Source organism: Streptomyces sp. NPDC015131 (genome assembly GCF_043079975.1).
Lineage (GTDB): Bacteria > Actinomycetota > Actinomycetes > Streptomycetales > Streptomycetaceae > Streptomyces.
The window spans coordinates 246,789-261,862 of sequence record NZ_JBIBVB010000003.1 but is presented as its reverse complement, the minus strand read 5'-3'; the positions used below and the strand labels follow the sequence as shown (position 1 = coordinate 261,862).

The following is a 15,074-nucleotide window of genomic DNA, read 5'->3' as shown; positions in this document are numbered from 1 at the left end:
ACATCCGTCCGGAATGAGCGAATTGCCCTAGCGTATGGCGCATGAACGCGACTCTCCCCGGTGCGCTGCTCCTCTGCCGGGCCGACACCACCGCCGTACGGCCCCCGGCACTGCTGCTGCGCGAGCGGATGCTGCTCACCCCGGCGGGGCCCGACTGGAGCGCGCTCGTCCCCGAGGGCAGACCGTGGCAGGAGGGGTACGAACCGGTCGACCGCGTCGTCGCGGGATGGGCCGCCGCCCTGGCCGTCGGCGTGCCGTGGCCGGCCCTCGCCCTGTGGTGGGACGCCGACCGGGCCGGCTGCGTCCTCGCCACCGGCTTCCGCCGCCCCGTGGGCTACACCTGGCTCGCGGACGGCACGCCCGTCGGCGTGGACGAGGCCATGCACACCCTCGCCACCCGGCTGGGGCTCGACCCCGTCCTCGACGTCCGCGACCTGGAGCCCCTCACACGCCCCGACCCCGAGGCCGACGCCGCGGCCCGCCTCCGGGGCCTCGCGGCGGTGCTCGCCCGGCACGGCCTCACCCTGCCGCCGGGCCTCGCCCCCGGGGAGCCGGCCGCCCTGCTGTGGGCCGCCGCCGAGACCCGGGCGGCACAGGAACTCCCCCGCCACGGCCGCCTCGACGCCGTACGCGCCGAACTGGACGCCGTCGAGGACGGCCCCCTCGGCCCCTGGATGCGCGGCCCCCGCGCCCGCGCCGCCGCCACCGCCCAGCTCGCGGCCGGCGTCCCGCTGCTCGCCTGGGCCCTGGCCCGCCGCAGCGCCGGCTGGGCGACGGCCGCCGCGCTGCTGATCGCCCAGGGCGCGCTCGGCCTCACCTACGACCGCCTGCGCACCCGGGCCCGGGGCTGACTACTCGTCCTCGTCCTCGTCGTCCAGCCGCGCCAGCCAGGTGGCCAGCCGCTCGACGGGAACCTCGAAGTCGGGGTTGAGGTCGACGAACGTGCGCAGCTGCTCGGCGAGCCACTCGAAGGTGACCTCCTCCTCGCCGCGCCGCTTCTCCAGCTCCTCGATGCCACGATCGGTGAAGTACAAGACGTGCTCCATGGGTGAAGTCAGGACGGTGCACCCGCCAGGATAGGCACTGCGGACACGCCGCGGGCCCGGCCCCGCGCGGTGCGGAACCGGGCCCCCGTGGGTCGTGCGGTCAGGCGTCGAAGACCTCGTTGACCAGCTGGACCTGCTCGGCCTGGTGGCGCTTGGCCGAGCCGACCGCCGGCGACGAGCCGTGCGGCCGCGAGATACGGCGCAGGCGCTCGCCGTGCGGGATGTCGGCGCCGACCGCCAGGTCGAGGTGGTCGATCAGGTTGAGCGCGATGAACGGCCAGGCACCCTGGTTCGCCGGCTCCTCCTGGGCCCACAGGTACTTCTCGGCGTTCGGGTACTTGGAGATCTCGGCCTGCAGCTCCGCACCCGGCAGCGGGTACAGGCGCTCCAGCCGGATGATCGCCGTGTCCGTGACACCGCGCTTGACCCGCTCGGCCTCCAGGTCGTAGTAGACCTTGCCGGAGCAGAAGACGACCTTGCGGACCGCGTTCGCGTCCACCGAGTCGTCACCGATCACCGGGCGGAACCCGCCGGTGGTGAACTCCTCCGCCTTCGACGCGGCGGCCTTCAGCCGCAGCATCGACTTCGGGGTGAAGACGACCAGCGGCTTGTGGTGCGGGTTGTGCACCTGCCACCGCAGGAGGTGGAAGTAGTTCGACGGCAGGGTCGGCATGGCAACCGTCATGTTGTTCTGCGCGCACAGCTGGAGGAAGCGCTCCGGGCGGGCCGAGGAGTGGTCCGGGCCCTGGCCCTCGTAGCCGTGCGGCAGCAGCAGCGTGACGCCGGAGGTCTGGCCCCACTTCTGCTCGGCCGAGGAGATGAACTCGTCCACCACCGTCTGCGCGCCGTTGACGAAGTCGCCGAACTGGGCCTCCCACATCACCAGCGACTCGGGCCGCGCCAGCGAGTAGCCGTACTCGAAGCCCATCGCCGCGTACTCGCTGAGCAGCGAGTCGTAGACGTTGTAGCGGGCCTGGTCCTCGGAGAGGTACTGCAGCGGGGTGTAGTCCTCGCCGGTCTCCTGGTCCACCAGCACCGCGTGGCGCTGGCCGAAGGTGCCGCGGCGGGTGTCCTGGCCGGCGAGCCGGACCGGGGTGCCCTCCATCAGCAGCGAGCCGATGGCGAGGGTCTCGCCCATGCCCCAGTCGATGGTGCCGTCATCGACGGAGGCGGCGCGGCGCTGGAGCTGCGGCATCAGGCGCGGGTGCACCTTGACGCGGTCGGGGATGTTGACCTGCGACTCGGCGATCCGCTTCACGACCTCCTGGGAGATCCCGGTGGTGACGGAGACCGGGAACTCGGCCTGCGCCTCCGGGCTGCTCGCCGGGCCGGGCTGCGAGGTGGCCTCGCGGACCTCCGCGAACACCTTCTCCAGCTGCCCCTGGAAGTCCTGGAGCGCCTGCTCCGCCTCCTCCAGCGTGATGTCGCCGCGACCGATCAGCGACTCGGTGTACAGCTTGCGCACCGAGCGCTTCTTGTCGATCAGGTTGTACATCTGCGGGTTGGTGAACTGCGGGTTGTCGCCCTCGTTGTGCCCGCGGCGGCGGTAGCAGATGAGGTCGATCACGACGTCCTTGTTGAACGTCTGGCGGAACTCGAAGGCCAGGCGCGCCACCCGCACCACGGCCTCGGGGTCGTCGCCGTTCACATGGAAGATCGGCGCCTCGATCATGCGGGCCACGTCGGTCGCGTACATCGAGGAGCGCGACGACTCCGGGGCGGCGGTGAAGCCGACCTGGTTGTTGATGACGATGTGGACCGTGCCGCCGGTGCGGTAGCCGCGCAGCTGCGACATGTTGAGCGTCTCGGCGACGACGCCCTGGCCCGCGAAGGCCGCGTCGCCGTGCAGGGCGACGGGCAGGACGGTGAAGTCCGTGCCGCCCTTGTTGATGACGTCCTGCTTGGCGCGGACGACACCCTCGACGACCGGGTCGACCGCCTCCAGGTGCGAGGGGTTGGCGACCAGCGAGACCTTGATCTGCTCGCCGTCCAGGCCGGTGAAGGTGCCCTCGGCGCCCAGGTGGTACTTCACGTCGCCGGAGCCGTGCATCGACTTCGGGTCGAGGTTGCCCTCGAACTCGCGGAAGATCTGCGCGTACGACTTGCCGACGATGTTCGCCAGGACGTTGAGCCGGCCGCGGTGGGCCATACCGATGACGACCTCGTCCAGGCGCGACTCGGCCGCCGAGTCGATGACCGCGTCCAGCAGCGGGATGACGGACTCGCCGCCCTCCAGCGAGAACCGCTTCTGGCCGACGTACTTGGTCTGCAGGAACGTCTCGAACGCCTCCGCGGCGTTCAGCCGGCGCAGGATGCGCAGCTGCTCCTCGCGCTCCGGCTTGGAGTGCGGGCGCTCGACGCGGTCCTGGATCCACTTGCGCTGCTTGGGGTCCTGGATGTGCATGAACTCGATGCCGGTGGTGCGGCAGTACGAGTCGCGCAGCACGCCCAGGATGTCGCGCAGCTTCATCATGGACTTGCCGCCGAAGCCGCCGACGGCGAACTCCCGCTCCAGGTCCCAGAGCGTCAGGCCGTGCTCGGTGATGTCCAGGTCAGGGTGCTTGCGCTGGCGGTACTCCAGCGGGTCGGTGTCGGCCATGACGTGGCCGCGGACCCGGTAGGAGTGGATCAGCTCGAAGACCCGCGCGGCCTTGGTGACGTCGTCGTCGTGCGAGGCGTCGATGTCCTTGAACCAGCGGACCGGCTCGTAGGGGATGCGCAGCGACTCGAAGATGTCGTCGTAGAAGCCGTCCTCGCCGAGGAGGAGGTTCGACACGATCCGGAGGAACTCGCCGGACGCGGCGCCCTGGATGACCCGGTGGTCGTACGTCGAGGTGAGGGTCATCACCTTGGAGATGCCCAGCTTGTTCAGGGTGTCCTGCGAGGTGCCCTGGAACTCGGCCGGGTAGTCCATCGAGCCGACGCCCATGATGACCGACTGCCCGGGCATCAGACGCGGCACGGAGTGGACGGTGCCGAGGCCGCCGGGGTTGGTCAGCGAGACGGTGACGCCGGTGAAGTCGTCCATCGTCAGCTTGTTGTTCCGGGCGCGGCGGACGATGTCCTCGTACGCCTGCCAGAACTCGAAGAAGCCGAGCGTCTCGGCCTTCTTGATGCCGGCGACGACCAGCTGGCGCTCACCGTTCGGCTTGACCAGGTCGATCGCCAGGCCGAAGTTCACGTGCTCCGGCTTGACCAGGACCGGCTTGCCGTCCTTCTCGCCGTACGAGTGGTTCATCGACGGCATGGCCTTGATGGCCTGCACCATCGCGTACCCGATCAGGTGCGTGAAGGAGATCTTCCCGCCGCGGGCGCGCTTGAGGTGGTTGTTGATGACGATCCGGTTGTCGAACAGCAGCTTCACCGGGACGGCGCGGACCGAGGTGGCGGTCGGCAGCTCCAGCGAGGCGTTCATGTTCTTGGCGACCGCGGCGGCCGGGCCGCGCAGCGGCACGTACTCGGGGCCGGCCGGGGCCTCGCCCGAGGGGGCGGCCTTGGCGGCGGGCTTCGCGGCGGCCGGCTTCGCCGGGGCGGCGGCCTGCGCGGCGGCGGGCTTCGCCGGGGCGGGCGCGGCGGCCCGGTCCTGCGCGGGCGCCTTGGCGGCGGGGGCCGGGGCGGCCTGGGCGGGAGCAGCGGCCTGTGCGGGTGCCGCTGCTGCCGGCTGCGCCGGGGACGGGGCCTGGGCCGGGGCGGCGGGCGCGGTGCCCGCGGCCCCCGCGGCCACGGAACCCTCGCCCGCGGGCTTGTCCGCCGAGCCGGACGCGGAGCCCGGCTTGTAGTCGGCGAAGAAGTCCCACCAGGCACGGTCGACCGAATTCGGGTCCTGGAGGTACTGCTGGTAGATCTCGTCGACGAGCCACTCATTGGCACCGAACGCGGAGGCGGGGTCCGAAGGACCCTGCCCGTCCCGGTCGGTCGAGAGACGTGAGTTACTGGGGGACTGAGACGACACGGCGGCAACCGCCCTCTTCCGCTTCACAAGGTGATGGACAGCGGAAATAAAGGCTACGCCTCCCCGGCCGGGACGTGCAGGCCGGGCATGCCATCGTCGCGTAGATCACATCCGGGGACGTGTTTCGGCGCTGGAAATGGCGGGAAACAAGCGTGGTTGCCTTGAGAATGGGTACACGGCAGCCCGCGGTGGCCCGGGCATCCGCGCAGGTGGCGCGGGTCACCGGTCGCCTTCGCTCAGCTGTGCCCACGGGCGGGCCGGCGGGCCCACCCGGAGATACGCAGAACGTGCGCTTCCGGTTCGAACCCTACGTCAACCCCGCGGCTGGGGGATCCCTGGAAGAGTGACCTGGATCCGGCAGCCGCGTGCGGATTCGGCCACGCCGATGCGCCCGCCGTGCAGATCGACCGCCCAGCGGGCGATCGCCAGGCCCAGGCCCGTACCGCCGTCACCGCCCGGGCCGTGCGGCGAGGCGACCCCGCCCCGGTTGAACCGCTCGAACACCTTGTGCCGCTCCGACTCCGGAATGCCCGGCCCCTCGTCCACGACCTCCAGGTCCAGCGACTCCGGCTGCCGCCCGCGCCGCGCGCGCACCGTGACCCGGCCGTGCGGCGGGGAGTGCTTCACCGCGTTGTCGATCAGATTGGCCACCACCTGGTGCAGCCGTTCGCTGTCGGCGTGAGCGGTCAGCTCCGGCGGCGACACATCGAGGTGCAGGTGCACATCGGTACGGGTGTGGTTGCCGGAGCCCGAGCTGAGCCCGCGCTGCGAGGCGGCCAGGTTCGCCTCCTTCAGCACCCCCGACAGGTACGGCCACACCTCGAAGCGCCGCGACCGGAGCGGCACGACACCGTTGTCCAGCCGGGACAGGTCCAGCAGCGTCTCCACCAGCCGGCCCAGCCGCTCGATCTGCTTCAGCGCCGTGCGCATCGTCTCGGGATCGGCGGCGGACACCCCGTCCACCACGTTCTCCAGCACCGCCCGCAGCGCGGCGATCGGGGTGCGCAGCTCGTGCGAGACATTCGCCACCAGCTCCTTGCGGTGCCGGTCCACCGCCTCCAGATCGTCCGCCATGCGGTTGATCGTGGAGGCCAGGTCGCCCAGCTCGTCCCGCCGGCCCGCGCCGCGCACCCGGCGGGTGTAGTCGCCGTGCGAGATGGCCTTCGCCACCGTGTTCATCTCGTCCAGCGGCGCGGTCAGGCCGTGCGCCACGAACTGGGTGATCAGCAGCGTGGCGATCACCGAGAAGACGGTGATGAACCGCAGCTCGGTCTCCGTGCGCAGGGCCACCATCAGCAGGCCGGTCGTGATGAAGACCGAGACGACGACGAGCGTGCCCAGTTTGGTCTTGATCGAGACGGAGATCGAGATCCTGCGCAGCCGGGACCGGAGCCTTCTCATGGCGCGGGCGTCTCCAGCGCGTACCCGACGCCGTGGACGGTCCGGATCCGCTCGGCGCCGATCTTCCGGCGCAGCGCCTTGATGTGGCTGTCGACGGTCCGGGTGCCCGACGCGTCCGCCCAGTCCCAGACCTCCGCCAGCAGCTGCTCGCGGGAGAGCACCGCGCGGGGCGTGTTCGCCAGGCAGACCAGCAGGTCGAACTCGGTGGGCGTCAGGTGGACGTCCTCGCCCTTGACCCGGACCCGCCGCTGCGCGTGGTCGATCTCCAGCTCGCCGAGGCGCAGGATGCCGCTGCGGGGCGTGACGGCGGCCAGTGTGGCCCGCTCCACCCGCCGCAGCAGGACGTGCACCCGGGCCGCCAGCTCCCGCATCGAGAACGGCTTGGTCATGTAGTCGTCGGCGCCGACCCCGAGGCCGACCAGCATGTCGGTCTCGTCGTCGCGGGCCGTCAGCATCAGCACCGGCACCGGCCGCTGGGCCTGCACCCGGCGGCACACCTCCAGGCCGTCGAAGCCCGGCAGCATGATGTCGAGCACCATGAGGTCGGGCTGCCACGCCTCGGCGGCGTCCACCGCCGACGGGCCGTCGGTGGCCGTCTGCACCAGGAAGCCCTCGGCCCGCAACCGGGCGGAGATGGCCTCGACGATGGTGGTGTCGTCCTCGACGACCAGCACGCGGCGCTGTGTGCCCGGCGCGACCGCCGTGCCGTTGTGGCTGGTGTGTGTCTGCTCCATCGCCCCGCCCCTGTCGCGTCCTGCGCGAGCGTGTAGATCCGTGTGTTCGGTCAGCAGCGTAAAGGCACCGACCGCGTCCCGGCTACGCAGGGCGAACGGCGAGGTGAACCACGTCCGGTACGCCCCGGGCAACCGGGACTTCTTCGGTTCTTACCCCGCTGAACCCGGCATTCCGCAATGACTCTTCGAAATCGGTGGAGGGCTGGGCGGACCAGACGGCGAGCACACCGCCGGGGTTGAGCCGCGCCGCGCAGGCGGCCAGACCGGCCGGCGAGTAGAGGCTGTCGTTGTCCTCCGTGACCGTCCAGCCGGGCCCGTTGTCGATGTCGAGGCAGAGCGCGTCGAAGGTGTCGGGGGAGCTGCGGACGTACTCGACCAGGTCGCCGTGGACCAGCACGGTGCGCGGGTCGGCCAGCGCCTCGCCGGAGATCCGGGCGAGCGGCCCGGAGCGGTGCCAGTCGATGACGGCCTCCTCGCGCTCGACCACCGCGATCCGCCCCCAGGCAGGCTCGGCGGCGGCGTGCGCCAGCGAGAATCCCACCCCGAGCCCGCCGACGAGCACGGCCGGGTGCGGCCGGGCGCCGAGCGCCCGGAGCGCCGCGTCGATCAGCAGCCGCTCGGACCGGCCGTCGGAGGTGTCCATCAGGAAGGTGCCGTTGGCGATGATCTCGAAGTCCTCGCCCCGGCGCCTCAGCACCACCTCGCCGTGGGGCCCCTCCCGGCGGTCGAGCGTCTCGGGCGCATCCGGTGTCCCGGGCGTCCCCGGCGCGGGCGCCACGGGCGCCACGGGCGGGTCGAAGGGCGGTGGGGTCCCCGGTGTCGTCACAGCCATGGCGCTCAGCGTAGCGAGGGCCCGGGAGCGGGGCGCGGGAGTTCCGGGACGCGGGACGGCGGGCCCGGGTTGACCACTGTGACGCAGGTCATGGACGTGCGCGGGCATGATCGCGTTGGCTGGGGCAGGCATGGACCGGGGGCGGGTACGGGGGTTCGTCGGCGACAGGGAAGGGCGGCCTCGCGTGCACCAGCTCCGGACGCGCGGTACCGGGAACGGCGCCGGGCCGCTGGACGGCATCCCCCGTCAGCGCGCCCCGCGGTGCGCGGGCGTGCGCCCCGCCGCGCCCGCCGGGCGGGCGCCGGGGCGGCGATGGCGGCCGGAGCGGCTGCTGCCCACCCCCGGCGGGACGCCCTTCACGTTCGGTTACGCCCTGGTGCTGCTCGCCACCTCGCTGTACGCCGAGTACGGCGACCCCGCGACCGTCACCTCGCTGCTGCACGCCTCCAGCACGGACGTGGACAACCTGTCGCGCACCCCGCTGCTGGTGCTGGTGGCGAGCGCGCTGTGGGTGGCGGGCGGCCTCTTCTCGCCGTACGCGATCGGCTTCGTCTTCGTCCTCACCGCGCTGGAGCGCCGGATCGGGGCGTGGCGGACGGCGGGGGTGTTCCTGCTGGGGCACGTGGTCGCCACGCTCGCCACCGAGATACCCGTCGGGCTCGCGGTGCTGGCCGGGCACCTGCCGGACACCTCCCTGCACCGGCTGGACTACGGGATCAGCTTCGGGCTGCTGGCGTCGGTCGGCGCCCTGGCCGGGCTGCTGAGCCCGGTGCCGCGCGCCCTGGTGCTGGCCTGGGTGTCGGTGATGCTCCTTCAGGACCTGCTCGCCTTCGAGGACCCGCTCACCAATTGGGGCCACCCGCTGGCGCTGCTCGTCGGTGTCGCCTGCGGGCCGCTGCTGCGCCGCCGGACGGTCCGGCGCGGCTGAGGCGGGCGCCGGCCGGTCCGGATTCGGCCATTGGTCTACTACTTCGCGCGCCACGAGGCGGTCTGCGGGGGTTTCTCCACCCCATATAAGGACAAAGCGTGCATATTTGCTCACGCCTTGTTCACCGACGCCGTGGCTGCCGGGTGCCGGCGCCCGTCGAGCGGACCAGTGGATCGAAGGAGACACACGCAGCATGAAGACCATGAGCAGCACCCTGAGGCGACTGGCCGTCCCGGCCCTGGTCGCGGGCCTGGCCCTCCCCGTCGTCCTCGCGTCGCCGGCGACGTCCGCCGAGCCGGGTGCCACGGTGACCCGCTACAGCGGGGTCGTCACCCTCAACGCCCGTACCGGTGTGGAGAACAGGGTCACCTACACCGCCAACGCGGCCCGCGAGCTGGTGGTGCGCGACACCTCCGGCCTGAAGGTCGGCCCCGGCTGCCGCCGCGTCGGGACCGACGGCACCTCCGCCGTCTGCGGCTCGCTCTCCGCCGTCACCCAGGTCCGGGCGATGCTCCGGGACCGCAACGACGTGGTGCGGGTCGGCGTGGCCGAGGCCAGCGTCATCGACGCGGGCAACGGCCGGGACCTCGTCCAGACCGGCGCGGCCAACGACACCATCAACGTCCGTGACGGCGAGGGCGGCGACCGCGTGGAGACCTGCGGTGGCGGCACCAACGACACGTTCTTCGCCGACGCCGCCGACGTCATCCCGATGACCTGCGAGAACCGCTTCTTCGGGTAGGCGTCCCCGGCGCCGGTACGCGCCGAGCCCGCCGCTCCGGCCCGGGAGGGCGCCCGCACAGGGCCGCTCCCGGGCCGGAGCGTTTGCGCAGGGGCCGCGTGCGGCGGGACACGCGCGGGCGCGGGTCAGGGGCGCGGGTCAGGGGCGTGGCGCCTTCACGCCGTGCGCCACCCGGTACTCCTCCGCCAGCCACGGCCCCAGGCCGTCGATCAGCGCGGCCAGCACCGCCCGGTCCGCGTCCCCGGGCCGGCGGCCCACCGCCACGGCCGTACGCATCTGCTCCGCCCGCTCCGGGTGGTACGCGGCGAACACCTCCGCCATCTCCTCCAGCTCGCCCGCCCAGTCCCCGAAGCGCGGCATCACCAGCGTGAAACCGGTCCGCACCAGGTGCCGCCCCACCCCGCGCGCCAGCCGGGCCAGTTCGGCGTCCGTCCCGGCCGCGGCCAGCCGGCGGCGCCAGCGCGGCAGGCGGAGGTGGAGGTCGCCGTTGGTCTCGCGGGCGAGCAGCGAGGTGGGCCGGTACCGGGGCAGCCGCCCGGCGAGATCCTCGCCCAGCAGCGGGGTGCACAGGCAGGCCACGAAGAAGCCCAGGTCGTACCGCTCCCGCTCGCTCAGCAGCGTGGGCACGCCGAACAGGAGCGCGCTCGCCCCGTCGATCACGTCGAAGCGCCCGTCCAGCTCGGCCTCCAGGGCGGCGGCGGCCGCCCGGTCCTCCTCCGCCGGCTCCTCGCACAGCGCGATCAGCAGGTCCAGGTCGGAGACCCCGGGCACCGCGGTGCCGCGCGGAATGCTCCCGTACAGACAGGCGCTGTGCAGACGGCCGGGCGCGAACGCCCCGCCGGTCAGCTCCCGCGCCGCGGCCACCACCGGCGCGAACGCCTCCGGTACGCGGTCGAGCGCACCCTCGCGGGCCAGGGTTCCGTCCTCGTTCGGCATGCGCCCACTGTGCCCCGCCACAGGGCCCGGTGATGATCGCTCAGAGCGAACAGTGCGCGGGGAACACCCGGGCAGTCATGAGCATTGAGTCAGTACAGCTCAACTTGACTGCCGAAGGGGAGATCATGGCTTCGACGTCCTCACCGCTCACCCTGCCCGTGCTGCCGCTCGACGACGAGGTCGTGCTGCCCGGGATGGTGGTGCCGCTGGACCTGTCCGACACCGAGGTGCGCGCCGCCGTGGAGGCCGCCCAGGCCGCCGCGCGGTCCTCGGGGGCGCAGGGCAAGCCCCAGGTGCTGCTGGTGCCGCGCGTCGACGGGACATACGCGGGCACCGGCGTGCTCGGCACCGTCGAGCAGGTCGGGCGGCTCTCCGACGGCGACCCCGGCGCGCTGATCCGGGGCCGCGGCCGGGTGAGGATCGGCGCCGGGACCACCGGGCCCGGTGCCGCGCTCTGGGTCGAGGGGACCGCCGTCGAGGAGTCGGTGCCCGACCCGCTGCCCGGCGCGGTCGCCGAACTGGTCAAGGAGTACAAGGCGCTGGCCACCAGCTGGCTCAAGAAGCGCGGCGCCTGGCAGGTCGTGGACCGGGTCCAGCAGATCGACGGGGTGTCCGCGCTCGCCGACAACAGCGGCTACTCGCCCTTCCTGACGGTGACCCAGAAGGTGGAGCTGCTGGAGACCGAGGACCCGGTCGCCCGGCTGCGGCTCGCCACCGAGCAGCTGCGCGAGCACCTCGCCGAGCAGGACGTCGCCGAGTCCATCGCCAAGGACGTCCAGGAGGGCGTCGACAAGCAGCAGCGGGAGTTCCTGCTGCGCCGCCAGCTCGACGCCGTGCGCAAGGAGCTGCGCGAGCTCAACGGCGAGGGCGAGGGCGAGGAGTCCGACGACTACCGCGCCCGCGTCGAGGCCGCCGATCTCCCGGAGAAGGTGCGCGAGGCCGCGCTCAAGGAGGTCGACAAGCTGGAGCGCTCCAGCGACCAGAACCCGGAGACCGCCTGGATCCGCACCTGGCTCGACACGGTCCTCGACATGCCGTGGAACACCCGCGACGAGGACGGGTACGACATCCGTGCCGCCAAGGAGATCCTCGACGCCGAGCACGCGGGCCTGGAGGACGTCAAGGAGCGCATCACCGAGTACCTCGCGGTGCGCAAGCGGCGCGCCGACCGGGGCCTGGGCGTCGTCGGCGGGCGGCGCGGCGGCGCGGTGCTCGCGCTGGTCGGCCCGCCCGGGGTCGGCAAGACGTCGCTGGGCACCTCGGTCGCCCACGCCATGGGCCGGAAGTTCGTCCGGGTCGCCCTCGGCGGCGTACGCGACGAGGCGGAGATCCGCGGCCACCGGCGGACGTACGTGGGCGCCATGCCGGGCCGCATCGTGCGGGCCATCAAGGAGGCCGGGTCCATGAACCCGGTGGTGCTGCTCGACGAGATCGACAAGGTCGGCTCCGACTTCCGGGGCGACCCGGCGGCGGCGCTGCTGGAGGTCCTCGACCCGGCGCAGAACCACACCTTCCGCGACCACTACCTGGAGGTCGAACTCGACCTGTCCGACGTGGTGTTCCTGGCCACCGCCAACGTCCTGGAGGCCATCCCCGAGGCCCTGCTCGACCGGATGGAGCTGGTGCGCCTCGACGGCTACACCGAGGACGAGAAGGTGGTCATCGCCCGCGACCACCTGGTCCCGCGCCAGCTGGAGCGGGCCGGCCTGGCGGAGGGCGAGGTGACGCTCGACGAGTCGGCGCTGCGCAGGCTCGCCGGCGAGTACACCCGCGAGGCGGGCGTACGGAACCTGGAGCGTTCGGTCGCCCGGCTGCTGCGCAAGGTCGCCGCCCAGAGCGAACTGGGCGAGCGGGAGCTGCCGTTCACCGTCGGCGGCGACGACCTGCGCGCCCTGATCGGCCGGCCCCACCATGTGCCCGAGTCCGCCCAGGACCCGGCCGAGCGCCGCACCTCGGTGCCCGGCGTCGCCACCGGGCTCGCGGTCACCGGCGCGGGCGGCGACGTGCTGTTCGTGGAGGCGTCGCTGGCCGACCCGGAGACCGGCGCGGCGGGGCTGACGCTCACCGGCCAGCTTGGTGACGTGATGAAGGAGTCCGCGCAGATCGCGCTGAGCTTCCTGCGGTCGCACGGCGCCGAGCTGGAGCTGCCCGTCACCGGCCTCAAGGACCGGGGCGTGCACATCCACTTCCCGGCCGGCGCGGTGCCCAAGGACGGCCCCAGCGCGGGCATCACCATGACGACGGCGCTCGCCTCCCTGCTGTCGGGCCGCCTGGTCCGTACGGACGTCGCGATGACCGGCGAGGTGTCGCTGACCGGGCGGGTGCTGCCGATCGGCGGCGTCAAGCAGAAGCTGCTGGCCGCGCACCGGGCGGGGATCACCACGGTGGTCATCCCCAAGCGGAACGAGGCGGACCTGGACGACGTCCCCGCCGAGATCCTCGACGGGCTGGAGGTCCACGCGGTCACCGACGTCCGCCAGGTGCTGGAGCTGGCGCTCGCCCCGGCGACCACGGAGGTCCCGCTGGCCGCCTGACCCCCGCCGCCCCGCCCGCCCGTCCGCCCGTTCCCGCCGCCCGTTCCGATCCGGGACGGGCGGCGGGGCGGGCGGCGGGGCCGCGGCTTCAGCTGCCGGAGGCGCGTACCGCCTCGTCGTACAGCGCCCGGGCCGTGGCGCCGAAGAGGACCGCCGTGGACTCCCGGTCGGTCTCCCCGCCGCTCAGGACGCCGATCAGCCGGCCGCCGGCCAGCCACGGGCTGCCGCTGGTGCCGTCGAAGAAGCCGTCGCACTCCATCACCACGGAGCCGGCCAGGTCCGGGTCCTCGCGGGTGTCCGTGGTGCACGCGACGGGCCCGTCGGACGGGTTGCGGTCCCGGTTGGGGTAGCCGGTCACCGTCACGCGCCGCCGCGGCCCCGACGTCCACTCCGGCCGCGCCGCGCCCACCACGTCCTGCACCGCCCGCCCCCGGGCGTCCGGCTCCACCACCAGGAACGCGACGTCATGGGCGTCCGCGTCGTCCCCGGCCGCCCGCCAGGCGTCGTCCACCCGCACCGCGCGGACCTTCCACGTGCCGTACGGGGCGGGCCGGGCCGCCCGGCCCCGGTACCCGGGCGCGAACGAGAACCCGGTGGCGGCCGAGCCGTCCCCGTACACGCAGTGCGCGGCCGTGGCGACGACGTTGCCGCGCGGGCTGTCGACCACGCTCGCGGTGCACCAGTGGCCGTCCTCGCCGAGGAGCACCCCGACCCACGGCAGCCCGGCGGACGGCACCGCCGACCGCTGCGGCGCCGGGCGCGCCGGGGGCGGCCCGCTCGCCCCGGCGTCCCGGCCGGGGGCGGCCCGGGGCGCGCCCCCGCAGCCGGTGAGGGCCGCCAGGGCGGTGACGACGGCGACGGCCGGCAGTGTCCTCCTGCGCATACCGCCCATCCTCACCCCTCGCCCCGGGGCGCCGCGGGCCGCCCCGTCACCCGTCCAGCCAGCCGCGCGACGACGCCCGCGCCCCCGCCTGGAACCGGGTCCGCGCGCCCAGCGACTCCAGCAGCAGGCTGATCCGCCGCCGGGCGGTGTGCACATGGACGCCCAGCCGGCGGGCTATCGCCTCGTCCTTGTGGCCCGCCGCGAGCAGCTCCAGCAGCTCCCGCTGCGCCCCCGGCAGGCCGCCCCCACCCGGCGCGCCGTCCCCGCCGTCCCCCTCGCCCAGCGGCGCGGCCCGCTCCCACACCGCCTCGAACAGCGGGAGCAGCGCCCCGCACAGCAGCGCGTCCCCGATCACCAGCGCGGCCGCCCGGGGCCCGGCCGCGTCCGCCGGGGGCAGCAGCGTGACGCGCCGGTCCACCGCGACGAGCCGGGCCGGGACGTCCGGGGCGACGCGCAGCAGCAGCCCGCGCCCCACCAGGCCGGTCAGCGCGCGGACCCGCCCGGGGTCGGCGAGCCCGGCCCGGTCCAGCACCGCCCGCACCCGTACGCCCCGGGCCAGCAGCGACTCGACGTCCAGCGCGGTGAAGGGCGGCCGGTCGAGCACCACCACCTCCCGCTCCGCGCCGTCGAGGAGCCGCGCGGCCCGCTCGGCGATGTCCCGGGGGCCGGTCACCACCTCGACGCGGCCCCCCTCGCCGCCGGGCGCGGCGGTGTCCTCCGCCAGCCGGTCCGCCGCCAGCCGCAGCCGGGCCAACTCGGCCGAGCGCAGGTGCAGTTCGGCCTGGCGGCGGTGGATGAGCGTACGGATGGCGGCGGCGGGTGCGGCAGGGTGCGGAAGGGCGTCACGTTCACCGCGAGGGTCGGGCGGCCGGGCGAAACCGTGCTCGACGAGCCGGTCCAGCGCCGCGTCCAGCCGCTCGCGCGGCAGGTCCAGCAGTCGCGCCAACTCGTCCGCCCCGTCCGCCTGTTCCTTCAGCAGCGCCTCATAGGCGCGCTCCTCGGTCCTGCCCAGGCCGAGAGTGGTCAGTTCTCCCTGGATCATGCGTGGGATTCTCACTCCGCCTTCACAGGACACACAAGTGTGCG

Annotated in this window: 12 protein-coding genes; 4 read left to right on the top strand and 8 right to left on the bottom strand. The window is 73.6% G+C overall.

Features of this window, described 5'->3' with window-relative positions:
• Positions 1-41 precede the first annotated feature (41 nt).
• Positions 42-851 carry a hypothetical protein gene (locus ACF08D_RS12530; RefSeq protein WP_392222578.1) on the top strand — a complete coding sequence of 270 codons (810 nt, stop codon included), beginning with the start codon at positions 42-44 and terminating at the stop codon, positions 849-851.
• Here the strand turns inward: ACF08D_RS12530 and ACF08D_RS12525 are convergent, their stop codons facing one another.
• The 5 genes from ACF08D_RS12525 to ACF08D_RS12505 form a co-directional block, all read right to left on the bottom strand.
• Positions 852-1,034, bottom strand: a complete 183-nt coding sequence (locus tag ACF08D_RS12525) for a DUF6104 family protein (protein ID WP_003961784.1) — start codon at positions 1,032-1,034, stop codon at positions 852-854.
• Between the two features lie 112 nt (positions 1,035-1,146).
• Positions 1,147-4,998: a multifunctional oxoglutarate decarboxylase/oxoglutarate dehydrogenase thiamine pyrophosphate-binding subunit/dihydrolipoyllysine-residue succinyltransferase subunit gene (locus tag ACF08D_RS12520; protein WP_392222577.1), complete on the bottom strand. Its 3,852-nt coding sequence runs from the start codon at positions 4,996-4,998 to the stop codon at positions 1,147-1,149.
• A gap of 312 nt (positions 4,999-5,310) precedes the next feature.
• The gene (locus ACF08D_RS12515) at positions 5,311-6,399 is read right to left on the bottom strand and encodes an ATP-binding protein (RefSeq protein ID WP_392222576.1); all 1,089 of its coding nucleotides are present in this window, start codon (positions 6,397-6,399) and stop codon (positions 5,311-5,313) included.
• Complete coding sequence (locus ACF08D_RS12510; protein ID WP_392222575.1) at positions 6,396-7,133, bottom strand: response regulator transcription factor; 738 nt, start codon at positions 7,131-7,133, stop codon at positions 6,396-6,398. The genes ACF08D_RS12515 and ACF08D_RS12510 overlap by 4 nt, the downstream gene beginning before the upstream one ends.
• 82 nt (positions 7,134-7,215) lie before the next feature.
• Entirely contained in the window at positions 7,216-7,965 is a 750-nt protein-coding gene (locus ACF08D_RS12505; protein ID WP_392222574.1) for a spermidine synthase, read from the bottom strand.
• Between the two features lie 184 nt (positions 7,966-8,149).
• Here ACF08D_RS12505 and ACF08D_RS12500 point away from each other — a divergent pair, with 184 nt between their 5' ends.
• The gene (locus ACF08D_RS12500) at positions 8,150-8,893 is read left to right on the top strand and encodes a rhomboid-like protein (protein WP_392222573.1); all 744 of its coding nucleotides are present in this window, start codon (positions 8,150-8,152) and stop codon (positions 8,891-8,893) included.
• A gap of 202 nt (positions 8,894-9,095) precedes the next feature.
• The gene (locus ACF08D_RS12495) at positions 9,096-9,635 is read left to right on the top strand and encodes a hypothetical protein (protein WP_392222572.1); all 540 of its coding nucleotides are present in this window, start codon (positions 9,096-9,098) and stop codon (positions 9,633-9,635) included.
• Between the two features lie 138 nt (positions 9,636-9,773).
• On the opposite strand, the gene ACF08D_RS12490 is transcribed toward ACF08D_RS12495, so the two are convergent.
• The gene (locus ACF08D_RS12490) at positions 9,774-10,571 is read right to left on the bottom strand and encodes a nucleotidyltransferase (RefSeq protein ID WP_392222571.1); all 798 of its coding nucleotides are present in this window, start codon (positions 10,569-10,571) and stop codon (positions 9,774-9,776) included.
• Between the two features lie 125 nt (positions 10,572-10,696).
• On the opposite strand from ACF08D_RS12490, the gene lon reads away from it, so the two are divergent.
• Positions 10,697-13,105 (top strand): endopeptidase La, encoded by a 2,409-nt coding sequence (gene lon, locus ACF08D_RS12485; protein WP_392222570.1) that lies wholly within the window; start codon positions 10,697-10,699, stop codon positions 13,103-13,105.
• Between the two features lie 88 nt (positions 13,106-13,193).
• Here the strand turns inward: lon and ACF08D_RS12480 are convergent, their stop codons facing one another.
• Together ACF08D_RS12480 and ACF08D_RS12475 are read right to left on the bottom strand one after the other, a co-directional pair.
• A complete protein-coding gene (locus tag ACF08D_RS12480) occupies positions 13,194-13,988 on the bottom strand; it encodes a trypsin-like serine peptidase (RefSeq protein WP_392222569.1) in 795 nt (264 codons plus the stop codon).
• Between the two features lie 46 nt (positions 13,989-14,034).
• Positions 14,035-15,030: a helix-turn-helix domain-containing protein gene (locus tag ACF08D_RS12475; protein WP_392222568.1), complete on the bottom strand. Its 996-nt coding sequence runs from the start codon at positions 15,028-15,030 to the stop codon at positions 14,035-14,037.
• Between the last annotated feature and the right edge of the window lie 44 nt (positions 15,031-15,074).